The organism is Deltaproteobacteria bacterium (assembly GCA_023382265.1).
Classification (GTDB): domain Bacteria; phylum JAMCPX01; class JAMCPX01; order JAMCPX01; family JAMCPX01; genus JAMCPX01.
This window is the reverse complement of record JAMCPX010000031.1, coordinates 1-16670: the sequence shown is the minus strand read 5'-3', so window position 1 is coordinate 16670 and position 16670 is coordinate 1. Positions and strand designations below refer to the sequence as shown.

Annotated in this window: 12 protein-coding genes; 10 read left to right on the top strand and 2 right to left on the bottom strand. The window is 41.3% G+C overall.

All coding sequences use genetic code 11. The annotated features are described in order from the left end of the window. The first annotated feature begins 21 nt into the window (after positions 1-21). The 5 genes from M1381_05975 (at position 22) to M1381_05955 (ending at position 8377) form a co-directional block, all read left to right on the top strand. A complete protein-coding gene (locus tag M1381_05975; GenBank protein ID MCL4478634.1) occupies positions 22-2628 on the top strand; it encodes a methyl-accepting chemotaxis protein in 2607 nt (868 codons plus the stop codon). Beyond that, the gene (locus M1381_05970; protein ID MCL4478633.1) at positions 2625-5138 is read left to right on the top strand and encodes a methyl-accepting chemotaxis protein; all 2514 of its coding nucleotides are present in this window, start codon (positions 2625-2627) and stop codon (positions 5136-5138) included. The genes M1381_05975 and M1381_05970 overlap by 4 nt, the downstream gene beginning before the upstream one ends. Before the next feature lie 9 nt (positions 5139-5147). Beyond that, positions 5148-5891 (top strand): DNA repair protein RecO, encoded by a 744-nt coding sequence (recO, locus tag M1381_05965; protein ID MCL4478632.1) that lies wholly within the window; start codon positions 5148-5150, stop codon positions 5889-5891. Positions 5892-5903: 12 nt separating this feature from the next. Next, positions 5904-6818, top strand: coding sequence for a site-2 protease family protein (locus M1381_05960; GenBank protein ID MCL4478631.1), 915 nt, complete (start codon positions 5904-5906; stop codon positions 6816-6818). Between the two features lie 152 nt (positions 6819-6970). Further along, positions 6971-8377, top strand: coding sequence for a B12-binding domain-containing radical SAM protein (locus M1381_05955; protein ID MCL4478630.1), 1407 nt, complete (start codon positions 6971-6973; stop codon positions 8375-8377). 69 nt (positions 8378-8446) lie between these two features. On the opposite strand, the gene M1381_05950 is transcribed toward M1381_05955, so the two are convergent. Next, positions 8447-9175, bottom strand: coding sequence for a hypothetical protein (locus M1381_05950; GenBank protein ID MCL4478629.1), 729 nt, complete (start codon positions 9173-9175; stop codon positions 8447-8449). Positions 9176-9223: 48 nt separating this feature from the next. Beyond that, positions 9224-10915, bottom strand: a complete 1692-nt coding sequence (locus M1381_05945; GenBank protein ID MCL4478628.1) for a tetratricopeptide repeat protein — start codon at positions 10913-10915, stop codon at positions 9224-9226. A 158-nt stretch (positions 10916-11073) separates the two neighbouring features. On the opposite strand from M1381_05945, the gene M1381_05940 reads away from it, so the two are divergent. From M1381_05940 to M1381_05920, 5 genes are all read left to right on the top strand, one after another. Continuing rightward, a complete protein-coding gene (locus M1381_05940; protein MCL4478627.1) occupies positions 11074-11841 on the top strand; it encodes a sulfite exporter TauE/SafE family protein in 768 nt (255 codons plus the stop codon). Then, complete coding sequence (locus M1381_05935) at positions 11838-12125, top strand: hypothetical protein (GenBank protein ID MCL4478626.1); 288 nt, start codon at positions 11838-11840, stop codon at positions 12123-12125. The genes M1381_05940 and M1381_05935 overlap by 4 nt, the downstream gene beginning before the upstream one ends. A 177-nt stretch (positions 12126-12302) precedes the next feature. Next, positions 12303-13748: a LysM peptidoglycan-binding domain-containing protein gene (locus M1381_05930; protein MCL4478625.1), complete on the top strand. Its 1446-nt coding sequence runs from the start codon at positions 12303-12305 to the stop codon at positions 13746-13748. Between the two features lie 12 nt (positions 13749-13760). Continuing rightward, positions 13761-14831, top strand: coding sequence for an iron-sulfur cluster carrier protein ApbC (apbC, locus tag M1381_05925; protein MCL4478624.1), 1071 nt, complete (start codon positions 13761-13763; stop codon positions 14829-14831). 33 nt (positions 14832-14864) lie between these two features. After that, positions 14865-16517, top strand: a complete 1653-nt coding sequence (locus M1381_05920; protein MCL4478623.1) for an FAD-dependent oxidoreductase — start codon at positions 14865-14867, stop codon at positions 16515-16517. Positions 16518-16670: the final 153 nt, after the last annotated feature.

Below are 16670 nucleotides of genomic sequence, written 5' to 3'. Positions count from 1 at the left end.
TTAAGAGATATGTAATAAGAAATGAGATTTAAGACAAAAATACTGATAGCTAACACGATAATAACGCTTATAGCCACATCCGCCATTTACTATGTGGCGAGAAATACGATCAGCTATACAAGAGAGCAATTAAGGATTGTAACAATGGCAGCGGCAATTATCGTCCCCATAGCCATAACAATCCAGTTCATATTAAGCATAAAGCCGTTCTCCATAATACGGGAGTTTGAAGACAGATTTAAGGACAATAAGCTTAATGAAAGTTTTGTTAAATTCGCATTCAAAACCGCACTGCATTTTCCTCTTTTATTTATGACTTTGTCGGCTGTACAGTGGTATACCGCTTCCGTAATATTTTTTATAATCGGATACGTGTTTGCACATGCAAGTCTGACCACCTCGGCAAGGATGGTCTTTGCTATAGTCAATGGTGCCACGATTGCAAACATATTTCAGTACTTTGTTTATCATAGGATATCGAGACCCCTGCTGAGGAAGATCCAGACTCAATTGCGGAATACAAATCTTGCAATAAAAATAAGGATGGGCGTAATGGCAAAGATATTCCTGAGTTTTGCCCTGCTCTCGTTACTGTTCCTTATTTTCATAAGCGATATAAGCAGTAAACTTGTTGAGAACATATTAAAAGAAGAAAACACGGCATCCGCAAAAATAGAGCTTTCCGTGTACGAACCGACAATAGATTCCATCTTAGCGGAACAGTTATCCTCAGATATAACGGCATATAAAATATCCAGATTAAAGCTTGGAACATCCGGCTATGCTCTTATAATGGACAATAAATTCAACGACGTATTGAACATATCCGATATTCATTCAACTTCATTGCCTTTAGACAAACTTTCAAACAGGGATGTTTATAACGATTATGCGGACAATGATACGTTGATCAAAATGCCTTACAAAGACGGTCTTTTTTTGGTCGGGGTTTTACCGTGGTCTGATTATGAGCCGATGCTTAATTCTTTTAATGAATCTTTAAGCTGGTTATTTCTGATAATAGGCGTATTACTGACTTTCTTTTCGCTCTTGACAGCGGTAGATACGTACTTGCCAATAAGAGCTTTGGCCGTGACCGTTGAAAAGCTTGCCTCCGGCGATTTCTCTGCCACAACAGGCTTATATGTGGAAGATGAGTCCGGTATAATGGCGAACAGTTTAAGAAAAATGATCAACGATATTCAAGAGACACTAAAAAACATAAAATCTTCGAGCTCAACGATATTGGAAACCTCGGATCAGCTGCTTAATTTTCTTGATACGTCAAAGGAAAGCATGTCCATGCATGGCAGCGAGGTAAAAGCTGGCATCAATTCCGTGATGTCCGTGCAGGATACCATTAATCAGCTTACTGAACATATAGACGGCTTGATGAATTCTATAAACGATACGATCGTAAACGGAAACAATCTTACCGAGTCTATAAAAAACACCAAAAATTCTGTGGACGCTGTAAAGAAAAACAATGATGAATACATGAAACTCAATAGCGATTTTTTGACAATCACATCGGGTATAAATAAATCTATCGCGGATGCCGTGTCCACGGCAGAGGGAGATAGAAATAACCATTTGAGGTATATAGAAGAGGAATCTTCAAAGTTTATTGCGGAGAATCAAAGTCTGATTGAGCAGATGAAAAACGATTATTCCGGTATGCTGCAGAGGCTGTCGTTAAGCTCGGGTTATTATAAAAAAGTGGAAGATAACTTTAATAAATTTACAAGCATAGCCCCTGTGTTAAACATAAACGTAAATAAAATAGTCTCGGACATTAACACGATCGATGCCGTTATAGACGATACGAACCTGCTCGCTATGAATTCATCCGTCATATCTGCCCAGGCGGGTGAAACGGGCAGGGGATTTGATGTTATTTCAGAGGAGATAACAAAACTCGCCGATGTTACCCAGAACAAGATATACGAATTCAAGGGTTTGACAGAATTACTTGTAAAAGAAAGGGATACGTTAATAACCAGCATAAATGAGAGTAGAAAATTCGTATCCATGTTAACTGAAAAATCGGGTTTATTCGAAAGCGAGGTAAATAAAATACCAGCTTCAATATCCTCTATCGATAACGGGTATGATAAACTTTACGATGCTATGAAAAATATTTTTTACGAGATACACAGCCTCATTAACCATAATTCGGCTTCCTCGGATGCGCTTCAGATCGTTAAAATGAAAACACCGAATATAGAAAATGACATAAAAAATATCTCAAAGATCTCATCGGAATACGGCGATACGTTTGACTATCTTTATAAGAACTGGTCCGACCTTACAAACAGCATGATACCGCTGCTGGCAGACCTAATAAAAATTCAGGATGCTACAAGCACGGTAAATGGTTACATGGGTACCATAAAAGATAAAACAACGGAGATCAAGAGCGTACTCGACAGCATGGTGATAATAGCCGGAGATATCGAAGACAAAATCAAACAAACCGGTGCGGAGACCTACGGTAAAGAATCCGATATTAGAAATGCAGTCTTGAAACGGGATGATAAAGATATTAAACAGGCTGATATAAGGAAACAGCTCAAAATGATTCAAGACACAATCAAAGAAGAGACAAGGATCTACAGAATGCTATGAAATACGCTAATAGGATACTGGCAGTATTTTTCTTTATAAATAGTTTGATCATTATCGGTTCATTCAGTGCGATACTGGCTTTCACATATTCGCTGCGGATAACGGACCACATCTATAACCTGATTATTATTGTTTCGGCGGTCGTAACGGGTACCGTGATTTTCTTAATCATAAATCCGTTTTTACTTAAAAGCTCTAAAGGCATATTGAACAATGATTACGGCAGTACCGATACAAAACAGATAGGCCGCATCGCATCTTACCCTTTTAGAGCCGTACCTTTGAACGTATTGATATTGATGTTCGTCATTTTCGTTTATCTCATCACCGGCAGCCGTGTTGGAGCCATAACATTGGAGATCAAGCCTGCCGGGTTTATCATCACGTTTGTTTTTATTGTGATAACAGCGGTTATCGCACAGGTATACTCGTTTAAGCTTTTCACCAATTTTTTTGTCACGCAGGCGATAAAAAAACTCAATGTCGTTAATTTGCACAGCGTATATGTACCGGTAAGATACAAGCTCATAATCATTTTCGGTTTACTCATAATCAGCTCATACTCTCTCATAATGTATGCCATCTATAAAACAGCCAACGATTATACCCGCCGCAACCTTTACGGCACTACGTATAATGTCATATCGCGCATAGACGGTCTTATAAACAACAATGTAAACGCCGACACCATACTATCCGGCATGTCGCATAGTTTGGGGAACCGGTACGGCATCTACCTGTATGACCCGGCAACAAAAAACGTAAAGAGTTACACCAATGATAAGATACCGGATGTTGTATTAACGCAGCTCGATAATAAAAACATAATAATTGATAAAAAAGATAAAAGCATATTTTTTCTTTCACAGGCTCCGGTTAATGTGGATGGGATTAAGTATTATCTTTTATTGGATGTAAAGCGGATTTACGAACAGTTGTACAGCGGGTTTATACAGGATATGGCGTTTACCGGTATATTGATGATAATCATTATCCTCATTACCGCTATACTCGTATCCGATGATATCTCATCGAATGAAAAGGAATTAACGGGTTATTCTATAAGGCTTTCAGATAAAGACCTGACAGGAGTGCCCGACGTTCTCTCAACCGATGAATTTGCTTCAATCGGGATTAGCATGAAAAAAGTCATCCTCAATTTTCGTGAGTCGTGGCGCAGGATGACCGCGGGTATTATCTCCATGAATAATTTAATAACTTCACTGTCCGAGGTCCTTTCGGAAGTGAAAACCGATATTTACAAACAAAAAAAACATACTCGGGAATTGTTGAGCACCTGTGATTTGCTGAAAGATTCCTCGCAGAGGATATTGCAAAACATAGTGCCATTGAGTGTGCAGGCACAGGATAAGAGCGAACGAATAAATACTATAATACAACACGAAAAGGAATTATCATCTTTCATTAATTTTACGCAGTCAGGCTTACAGAGGGTTCTCGGCATGATCGGCAAGAGCATCAATTTTTATGAGGAGATCAGACATAAATTATTGATCAGCAAGGATGAAATGCTGGGGCTCAATGAATTAAGCAAATCGGTTGATTCTAAGGTTGCAGCTCTGACTTCAGGAATAAATGAGATCGTCAATGAAAGTAATTCCGTAAAGACTTTTAATGAAGGGCTTACCGGGTTATCGGCAGGCATAGCAGCTGACGCTGAAGAGATAGACCATATTTTGGACAGATTAAATATTCTGTTCTCCAGTTTTTCATCGCACATACTGCAGGCAGACGATATGCTGGGCATCATTCATAACGTTGCGGAGAGAACAAACCTGTTGTCAATCAATGCATTTATACTTGCAGCCTCGCCGCAGACCACGAAGCAGAATTTTAAAGTGGTAGCAGAGGAGATCAAAAAACTGGCAGAGAGAGCAAGAAGCGGTTCGAGAGAAGTGTCCGAATCAACGAGTGCGGTGAGAAAAACTATTGAAAACGCTTCCTCCGGTATCAAGCTTGCGGATCAATTTACGGCGTTGATAAAGCAGTCATTCGATGACATGAGTTTTTCTGTAAATAAAATGAGTAATTCATTTGTAAAGCTTTCCGGGCATCTCGAGGAGGATAAAGAGATTTTCAATCGTTTGAAAACGTTAGATGCGGGAAACATGGCAGAGTCAATTAAGGCTGTAGATCGCTCGGTAGAAAAGCTGTCGTCTATCATTGAGCTATTAACAAAAATGAAAAATTCGGTAACCAATTTGCAGGATATCTTTATAAAACTTATGGAAACGAAGGAGAAAAATGGAGCAACATCAAACCTTCTTTACGATTCTGTCGATAACATGAAGGCATTCACGGGTTATATAAATGATACACTTGCTGCACAAATAAACGGTCAGATAGACGCAGCAACAGCTTTGGCACGGGAACTGGTTAATCACCTGGAGCTGAACGAAAAAAACGTAAATGAGCTTGAAGAGACCATTAAAACTCTTTCCACAGGGCTTGATTCATTAAGCGGTATCATCCGTATATTCCGGGTATAAATCTTCGATATGCATATCTTTAACTCGGAAGGTATTGTTTTAAACAAGATCAAGTACCTTGAATCGGATCTTATCGTTACTATCTTCTTGAAAGATGAAGGGAAGATAAAGGCAATTGCCAAGGGCGGAGCGAAAAGCAGAAAAAGGTTTGCCGCGGCGTTTGAGGTCGGGAATGACGGAGAATTCGGCATTGTAGAAAAACACATACATCAGCTTATGAGAATAGAGCATGCACATATAAATAATTATTTTCTTAATATAAGAAAGGATTACAATAAGTTGTTAATGTTGTTTCATTTCTTGAGTATTACGGACAATTTATTACCCGAGAAACAAAAAAACGAAAAATTGTTTGATGTGTTTCTCACGGCATTACGGCTCCTTGAGGAGGATCATCCCGTTTTGGCAATCAGGCTTTTTTACGAATCATATCTGCTAAAAATGAACGGCATATTACCCTATATCAAGAATTGCGAATCTTGCGGCGGCGGGCTTGATTATGACGATACTTACATTACGTTTAAAAACGGCAGGATAATTTGCAAATCTTGCATAATGAATGATATTGCGGTAAGGCGTATACCTTTGAACGTTATAATTCTGTTAAACAGCATTAACGAACGGATAGTGGATTTTAAGGAATTCCTGTCTATAGATATTCCATTGGATATGTTTGGGTTTACGATGAGGCACATATCCGATTACATAGGCAGACCTCAAACGATATGGCAGATGATCAACAATAATATATAAGAAGAGGAAAACATGAGCAGAGATTATATTGACAATATTCAGATAGACCTTGAAAAGCTTCATGACGATTATTATGGGTATAAACAGCCGGAGAAGGCAAAGATTAAAATTCTAACGCCCGCTATTTTATTCGTTATAACTTTTCTCGCAACAATAGTTGCAGGTGCACTTCAGGTTGGTGTGAATCCGATATCATCGCCTGGAAGTCTTTATCTGGGTTTACCTTTCGCCCTTACCATAATGGCCATCCTTTTATCTCACGAGATGGGGCATTTCCTTGTTTCAAGATACCATAATGTAGTTGCTACATTACCTTACTTTATTCCTGCACCTAACATACTCGGAACGTTCGGCGCTTTTATCCGTATGAAATCACCCATCCCGGATCGTAATGCGCTTATCGATATAGGCGCTGCAGGACCGATTGCAGGTTTTATTGTAGCACTGCCGGCCCTTATTGTGGGTATAAAGTTATCTCCATTATTGGCTTCATCGGGTGTAGAAGGTATAAAGCTGGGGAATTCGCTGCTCGTAAAACTTCTATCACACATATTAAGACCCAACATTCCGCCGGGCCATGAGATTGCGTTCGGACCAATAGCCTTTGCTGGCTGGATAGGCATGTTCGTTACAGCCATGAATCTTATACCGATAGGCCAATTGGACGGCGGCCATATCGCCTATGCATTATTTGGTAAATGGTATAACATGATTGCAAGGTTAGCCCTGATCGGGCTTGTTGTCATTGGCATAATGTCATGGAACGTATGGCTGTTCTGGGCTTTGATCATATTGATTCTCGGGATAAGACATCCAAGTCCCATGGATCCATTCCAGCCGCTCGATTCAAAAAGAAAGATCATAGGCTGGATCGCTGTTATTATCTTTATAATAACATTTATTCCTGTGCCTTTCTCAGGATTTTAATCCGTGAAATGCCTGGAGCGCCACCGGCACGCTGCTTCATCCCCCCTGCCGAAAGAGCGTTTGTGTTACGGTATTAAATCTGTTATTATAAAGCAAAAAGATGTATTTAAAAAAATTGGTTTAGACCTTACATTTTCCGGATAAACGGGTTTATGAGAGTTTTATTGATTAATCCTCCAAAGCTGACGAAGCTTACAGAACGCGTTTCTTATGTCCATGAACCACATCATGGGCTTGGTTATATTGCATCTTATTTAAGACAAAACGGTGCGGATGTCAGCATCATTGATGCACAGGCAGAACAATTATTGCTTGATGAACTCGAGACAAGGATTAGAGATGTCTCTCCCGATATTATCGGTATCACCGCTCCGACCTTTCTTATTAAATCCGCACAAGATGCGGCAAGGATCATAAAAGAAATTGATAAAAACATTATTACCGTTATAGGTGGTTATCATGCAACGGCAATGCCGGGACAAACACTTAGGGAATTCCCGCATTTCGATCTGCTCGTTCATGGAGAAGGAGAGCTGCCGTTTCTTAATCTTATTAATGCCATCAGGGATAAACGCGGCTTTGAGAGTGTGAAAGGAATAGCTTATAGAAAAGGTAATGATGTTGTAGTAAATCTGCCTTCAGAAGTCATTTTTGATCTTGATACCCTTCCGTTCCCTGCATGGGATTTGTTCAAACTCGACAGATATCATGCCCATTATTCTAAAAAAACGGATTTTCTTGAACTGCCCATATCAACAAGCAGGGGCTGTGTAAGCAGGTGTATCACATGTGCGAGGGTTACAGGCGGCAGGGTAAGACAGAGATCGATCCATAGTGTGATTAGAGAAATGGAAAGAATGATCGATAAATTTAATGCAAAAAGATTCGTTTTTATGGATGAGACCTTTACCATAAACATGAAACGAGCGGGCGAGCTGTGTGATGCAATGATAGAGAGTGGTTTGAATAAAAAGATAGAATGGCTGTGCCAGACAAGGGTTGACAGGGTAAACCCCGAATTACTTAAAAAAATGCGTTCTGCGGGCTGCTTTTTGATTGCATACGGTATAGAATCGGGGAATCAGGAAATACTAAATAAAATGAAAAAGGGAACAACCATTGAGCATGCCGTCAATGCGGTTAAATGGGCGAAGGCTGCAGGTTTAACAGTGGACACATTTTTTATACTCGGTTTGCCGCATGAAACAGAGGCTACCATAAATCAGACAATAAAATTCGCGATAAAACTTGATCCCGATTATGCAAACTTTTTTATAACGGTGCCGTACCCCGGCACAGAACTTTATGAAATGGCAAAGACGGGTGACGGGGGGTTAAACACCCTGACGGGTGATTGGGACATGTATGGATGGCAAATGGGCAGTGCGGCAGAGTTAAAGCAGGTATCAAGAAAAAGGCTTGAAGCATTGCAGCTCAAAGCGTACATGAGATTTTATTTAAGGCTGACCAAATTAAAGAACATGTTAAACATGGTCAATATCAAGGTACTGCCTACATATCTTAATAATATTGTCCGGAAAAAACTTGGTATCCGGTAGGCAGGGATAGTTCCGTAAGGTCTTGACGGGCATGGCTCCATCTTCGCTCACATCTGGAGGGGCAGCCGGTCAATCATAACCGCAAAGCTTGTGTGTATCCATCAATGAAGAATCAACCGGTACATTCACCCGTACATTTTTATAATGAACGGCGACCCTGTTATCTCCCCAATCGCATGTAACATGCATCGCCAGTGTTACACCGTCGATCGTATCATGATCTTTATAAGTGCAGGTTACGGTATCCCCGCTCATATATTGCGCCGTTGTTGATGTAAGTAATAAATCGTCGTTGAGTACGGAAGACCAGATCGTCCTGCCGGTTTTGCCGTACAGCATGATGCCTTTCTTAGTGTCGGATAATCTATCGGGTTTGCCGATAAGCCGTGCCGTTATAAGCCTCTCAAAATTCACAGGCTCTACATCCATGCGGGTGTATTGCCTGAGTACGCTTGATGAAGATATACTGCATGTACCTTTATTGACGTCCATCACTGCAGCCGTGCCGTTATAAATGATGATGAGGACCGGCTGATAAAAAATGTTCAGTGTTTCAAGACGCATCGCGTTACCGTCTATAATGATTGATTCCGGAAAGCTCATATACCTGCCGTTCACATGCATATTGACGCTTATCAGTGCTTTAATGCTGTGCAGATGGTTTTTATTCATTGCCGCAGCCAGCGCATCGGGATTATTGTAGTTTACATGGGCTGGTGTATAGACGCACCCTGCAAGAACAACAAAGGCAAGGATCAACCCAAAGAATACAGCAGGAGAGTATGTTTGTTCATTCATTGTTTCTCCGAATGCATCTTCCGGCTAAATCAAAGACGCGGTTTGCTTTTATCTGACGAGCTTATGAAGCTTCTCCTGTAACCGTTTCTTAAGCTTTTCATCGTTTATATTCTTATTCTTTAATGCAGCCTCATAGCTTATTATTGCCTTAGGTTTATCCCCTGCCTTGATATAAGCATCCCCGAGATGCTCGAGTATCTGAGGATCGCCTTTTGAATATTTAACAGCCTTCACAAGTGTGGCTATGGCTTTTTTTATGAAACCCTGTTTATAATATACCCATCCAAGACTGTCTGTTATGTAGCCGTCATCGGGCTTGATTTTTAAAGCCTTTTTTATCAGCTGTTTTGCTTCATTCAGCTTTATGCCTTCTTCTGCATAAGTGTAGCCGATATAGTTAAGTGCATCGGGATTATTCTCGTTGATCTTAAGTAAACTATGCATTGTGCTAAGTGCGGCCGTCTTATCCCCCGATTGATCGTAAACAACACCAAGGTGATAAAGTATCGATTGACTATCCGTGAATTTTTCTAATGCCGTGTTAAGTATGGAAACAGCACCCTTGTAATTCTTATCTGCTGCCAGGAATGATGCGTATAGATTATATATGTCCTTTGACGGTTTTTGTTTTAATAAAGGCAGGAGTGTGTTTTCGGCAGATTTATTATCTTTTCTGTCACTGTATATTATAGCAATCTCTACAACAGCATCGGGATAAACGGGGTCGCCTTCAGGAACTTTATTGAGGATATTTATTGCAGCATCATATTTCCTGTTTTCCGCAAGCAGCATACCGTAATAATAATACGCCCTGTAAAAATCGGGATTAGATCGTATTATATCTTTAAACACAACTTCCGCATTTTTGTAATCCTTCGCTTCAACGTATGCGATACCCGTTTTCAACTGTAAAGTTATTGATGAACGGGACGATTGCGCTTTCAGATAACTTCCAATGGCTTTCGTATAGTCCTTTTCCGAGAGATAGAGGTCGCCCATCTTTTCATAAATCACCGGTGTATCGGGGCTGCCTTCTTTGATCAGTTTATTGTAAGTCTTGACGGCATTGCCGTACTCTTTTAAATATGCATAAACATCAGCCTCTTCATAGAGTGCCGTATAAAAATCGGGTGCCACTTTGTACGCCTCATTGTAATATTCTATGGCGTCTTTGTACTTTTTTTGATCAACGGCTATCTTTGCCAGATAGTAGTATGAGTAAGGCGAAGAAGGTATATGTATGATCATATCTTTCAGTGCAGACTGGGCACCTTTAATATCCTCCGAATGATACTGTGTGAGTGCAAGTGCAAGATACGCATTTTCCGAATCCGGGTTAAGTACGACGATGTGTTTTAATATGCCTATTGCCTGTTTTGTTTTACCTTCACTGCTGTACAGATCGGCTTTACCATACAGGGCGGGGATATAATCCGGATCGATTTTTAAAGCCTGATCTATTGCTTTATCTGCGTTTTTAAACTCCTGCTTCAATCCATATAACTGGGCAAGTTTCAGATAGAGATATGGAGAAGACGGGTCGTTTTCTATTGCAGATTTCAGGTTTTTTATTGCAGGCCCGGCATCTCCGTTTTCTGCTTCCGTGTTCGAAAGCATCAGGTACGCTTCTGCTTTTGAGGTCTTGTCTATTGTATAAACGGGGATATCCGTTGTATGATAATAGTGTACGCAACCTGTTATGGGCATGAACAACATCAGTACTATAATTATATGTTTCATAGACAGAGAATAATGCCTGATTATGAATATTTCAATATATTTATTTGTCTTGCACGGCCAAATCTTTTGATGATAGCATTAACACAAAAGCGTATGATCCATCAGTACGAAAAACGGAATAATGAGTTTGCAGTATGATGGGAATGTTTTATCAATAAATGATCATATATTTATTTGCATTGCTTGTTATAGGGATTGCCGCCGGTTTTCTTGGAGCCCTGTTGGGTCTCGGCGGCGGGATCATAGTTGTTCCTGCACTAACACTGATTCCTTACTTTCACATGACCATACATAAGGCTATTGCCATAAGCATGGTGGGTGTGCTTGCCACGTCCCTTGGCGGGACTTCAAGGTTTATTTCCGAAGGCTTTACGGATCTTAAGCTTGGAATACTCCTTATGCTCGGCACGACGTCGGGTGCTATTATCGGTAGCCTTTTATCACATACGCTTAAAAGCCGCATGCTCGAAATGATTTTTCCTGTTGTTTTATTTTACGCGTCTTATGAAATGTTTAAAAAACGGTCTGCGGACGATAATTTTAACAACGGCTATGCGCATTATACGATCGGCATAGGGCTCGCCTTTTTTGCTGGGATATTCTCAGGCATATTCGGGGTAGGAGGCGGTGCCATTAATGTACCCGTAATGCATCTCGTAATGTATGCCCCTATAAAGGTTGCAACTGCAACAAGCAATTTTATGATAGGCGCAACGGCGTCGGCTGCAACGTTTGTATATCTGCTTAAAGGGGCCATAAACTTTTATGCTGCAACGCCTGTTACTGTTGGTGTTTTTACTGGTGCCAAGATCGGGTCGGGTATGCTTAAAAGGATCAATACCGCGCTATTGAAGCGCATATTTGCCGTTATAATGATACTCATAGCACTTGAGATGCTTTATCACGGGATTAAGGCGTATCTATGAATGATAGAAGGATCGTAAGCACGGTTATCCGGATAGGTTCTTATACAGGCATAGGGTTGCTTGTTCTTGAGTTTTTGCTTGAGTTGTTAAGTAATCTTATTCACATACAGGCCATTTATTTTAAGGCACTCGCCTTCTCGGGTATCATGATTTTGATATTTACACCTGTTAGTGCAATGGTTTCCGTATCCGTTTATTTTGCGTACAACAGGCAATGGAAATGGGCATTTGCATCCATATTTGCAGGTGTTCTTATTGCAGTAACGTATATTCTCGTAAGGTAAGGCTATCGCGTGTAATAATGCTTTTTCGTTCTCAGGCTCTTCGGTTCAACCGTGACAAACGCATTTGAGAAAACCGGTGAAAAAACACACTGGTCCCGCTGTTATGATTCCAGGACTTACTGAAAGCAGAAAAACATAATCTTGACATGAAGGCGTTTGTCATTGTAATCAAACAAAATGCAGAAAATATTCAAACTGGTTTTGATTTTAGGGATCATGGGTACGGGTATTGGGTGTGCCACTTCAAAGGTCATTGAGAAAGGGAGTGTAAATCCTGCGTTAATAGGTATAACATCAACCACAGCCGCAGGGTTGACAGCTACGGCTATAACATCGGTGTCTTCTGATTCTTGCACAACCACGTCGGAGAATAACGGGGATATAATCCATATAATGGATCACAGCAAATCGCCTTTGACAGGTGAAACCGTGACAAGCGATATAGATATTCCAACCGTAATGAATGAGAAGGTAAAATACTTTATTAATTATTTTTCTAATGTTCAGCACGATGTATTCGTAAAGTGGCTTGAGCGTTCCGAGAGATATATACCGGAGATGAAAGAAATTCTTAAAGAACACGGGCTTCCGGAGGATCTTGTATATATGGCTTTGATAGAAAGCGGTTTTAACACAAAAGCTGTGTCAAGTAAACGTGCATGCGGTCAATGGCAGTTTATAAGAAGTACTGCGAGGTTATACGGGCTTAAGGTGAATTGGTGGATAGACGAACGTAGAAATCCCGAAAAGGCTACACTCGCCGCCGCACTTTATCTGAAAAACCTTTATGACACCTTCGGTTCATGGTATCTTGCAGAGGCTGCTTACAATGCAGGTCCGATAAAAATAATGCATGCTATACAGCTAAAGAAGACAGATAATTTCTGGAAACTTTCCGAATACAGGTATTTAAGGAAAGAGACAAGAGACTATGTGCCGAAGCTTATTGCAGCAGCCATGATTGCAAAGAACCCTGTGATGTTCGGCTTTACTGAGCTGACGTACGAGAAGCCGATAATCGACGACAAGGTTGTTCTTGACCATCAAATAGATCTGCATGTGGCAGCAAGGCTTGCGGATGTAAGTTATAAAGTCATCAAAGAGCTTAACCCCGAATTGCTCAGATGGGCGACTCCCCCGGTAAAATCTTATACGTTAAACCTGCCTGATGGAACAAAGACTCAATTCCTCAAAGGATTAAAAAAAATCCCTCAGAGGGATTGGTTCACTTATAAAAGATATGTGATAAGGCAGGGAGACACACTATACGCGATTTCAAGGCTGTACGGCGTTCCCATAGCACGGCTTAGAGAGATGAATCGCATAAGATTTGTCAGGTATCTCAGGCCTGGACATGCAATCATAATACCGGTGAGTCCGTACGAGCACAGAAGGCCTATCGAATATACGGAGATACGGCATGCCAGGTATGTGACTATGCATAGTGCCTCAACGAATTATATATATTACAGGGTAAGGAACGGTGATACTCTGTGGGATATATCCCGTAAGTTTGATGTATCCATCCACAGGATAAAGTATATAAACCATATATACAGGACGAGTTTTATAAAACCGAATATGGTTTTGAGAATACCGAGAGTTTTCGCGAGTGAGGGATAGAAAGGAAATTCTATGTCGGATATCGAACTTGAAAGGGAAGTGCTTAAAGCGCTCAGTACAGTCGAAGATCCCGAGCTGAAGCGGGACGTTGTTAGTCTCGGGATGATCAGGGAGCTTAAAATAGAAGACGGAAGGGTTAGTTTTACTTTTGTTCTCACAACGCCTGCATGCCCGCTTGCGGATAGTTTAAACAGGGCGGTAAGGAAAGCTGTTGAGTCTATTGGATGGGTAAAATCGGTGGAGATCAGGCAGGAATCAAATGTGCCGAAGGCTAAGTCTAAGGTACCGAGGAAGCCGATTCCTTTAGACGGAATAAAAAATATAATAGCGGTGGGCAGCGGTAAAGGCGGAGTAGGTAAATCTACGGTAAGTGTTAATCTTGCTATAGCACTTGCACAGACGGGTGCTAAAGTAGGATTGATAGATGCGGACATATATGGCCCGAATGTGCCGTTAATGATGGGCATCTCGGAGGAGCAAAAAATAACAGCATTGAAGGAAGATCAAATTTTACCCGTTGACGTGTATGGGGTTAAAACTATTTCAATAGGCTTGCTTCTGCCGAACGAAACCCCTGTTATATGGCGTGGGCCGCTTGTCAGCCAGATGATAGAACAGTTCCTTACAAAAACGTACTGGGGTGAGATTGACTATCTGGTGGTTGATCTTCCTCCTGGAACAGGAGATGTGCAGCTCACGCTCGTTCAAAAGGTACCTGTAACGGGGGGCGTAATTGTTTCAACCCCGCAGGATGTATCTTTACTTGATGCAACAAAGGCGCTTAATATGTTTGTAAAGGTGGAGGTGCCCGTGATAGGAATGATCGAGAACATGAGCTATTTTGTATGCCCGCATTGTAATAATAGGACCGACATATTCGGAACAGGCGGGGTAGAGGCCGCTGCAAAAAAGCTCTGTGTTGATTTTCTTGGACAACTGCCGATCGAAACAAAGATAAGAGAGGGCGGCGACATCGGTAAACCGATAGTTGTTATGGATCCGGAATCAAAATCTGCAAAAGAGTTTCACCGGATTGCACAGAAGATCGCATCAAAGCTTAGTGTAATAAATATGGCAGAATAGCATCTCATTCTAAAAAATGGAGGAAAGCAGGCTTTGGCTGAACAGATTTATGATTTGGCAATTATAGGCGGAGGTATTAATGGTACGGGTATAGCGAGAGACTGTGCCATGCGTGGTTTAAAGGTTATCCTTTTTGAAAAGAATGATCTTTCCTCCGGTGCAACGGGTGCATGCACAGGCATGATTCACGGCGGTGCAAGGTACCTGTTGAACGATATTAACACGACGAGATTGTCGAGCCTTGATTCAGGATATATTCAGAAGATAGCCCCGCACCTCCTGTTCAGGATACCGTTTGTGACGCCAGTTTTAAAGACGGATGCAGTCCCGGAGATATACATCGAGCTGCTTGAAACATTTTTTGAGGCTTATGATAAGTTTGCACCATTTAAAAACAGCAAGCCCCATACAAGGCTAACAAAACAGGAACTTCAAAAAATAGAGCCAGGGCTTACCGATGACGCAATAGGCGGTGTTTCATTTGATGAGTTTGGCATAGACACATTCAGGCTGTGTGTAGAGAATGCCATATCCGCACAAGAACACGGAGCAGAGATATATAACCATACAAAGGTAAGCGATCTCATAATCAAAGATAAAACGGTTAAAGGTGTTAAAATAAAAGATGCTGTAACGGGTGAGGAAAGGGACGTTTTTGCACGAATTACCATGAACGCAGCAGGCCCATGGCTGCCCAAAGTTGCAAACCTTGCAGGCACGGAAGTAAGGGTTAGGCCCGGCAAGGGTATACACCTTATATTTGACAGGCGGTTGTCGAACACTGGGGTCGTTATAAAAGCAATTGACGGCAGACAGGTTTTTATGATGCCGCATGATAATACATTCATAGTGGGTACAACGGATGACGATTATTACGGTGATCTCGATAATCTATGGGCGACGAATGACGAGATCGAATATTTGATTCAGGCTGCAGAAAAATATTTTCCGGATATAAGAAAGTACAGGATCTCAAGAGTAATGATCGGTATCAGACCCACGCTTTACGAATGGGGTAAAAACGAGGATGCACTGTATAGAGAACACAGGATTTTCGATCACGAGTCGGAAGAGGGGATCAAAGGCTTTATGACAATAGCAGGCGGTAAGCTGGCGAGTTATAGACTTATGTCGGAAGAGGCCGCCGATCTTATATGTAAAAAACTCGGTATAACACAGACATGCACAACGCATTTAAAGCCGCTTCCAGGAGGGCATTTTATCCCAGACGTTAAAAAACTTTCTCAGATGTTTAAGCTTGATCCTTATACGGTTTCGAGAATCGCATACAGGCACGGCTCAAAAACGGAGAATGTACTCGGGCTGATAGACGAGGACCCTTCCTACAAGGCAATCGTTTGTGAATGTGAGCCGGTCATAGAAGCAGAGATAAGATATGCGATAAGATATGAGTGGGCAAAAACTTTACCCGATCTGAGAAGGCGAACGCGTCTCGGCACAGGTTCATGTCAGGGGAGGCGGTGTGCAGTTAGGGCGGGTTTTATACTCGGTGATGAGCTTGGACTTGATGCGGACAGCATAAAAAGGCATATAGCTGTTTTTGTAAAAGAAAGATGGAAAGGCAATGCCCCGATTCTTTCAGGCAAACAGCTTGCAGAAGAGGAACTCAATCTTGCAACCTATGTGCTTACCGACAGCTTTAATATAATGACGGAAAAAATATAGAAACCGCAGTTTTGGGAGGCAGGAGCGGGTTTTAAACCCGCTATCAGCTAAAAACATAAGGTCTTGAAAAGTAAGGTTTTTTCCGTGCAAACCCTTTATTCAAGCGGATTAGCGGTCTTTTATGTGTTCCTATGACTTACTACCAGTTTTTAC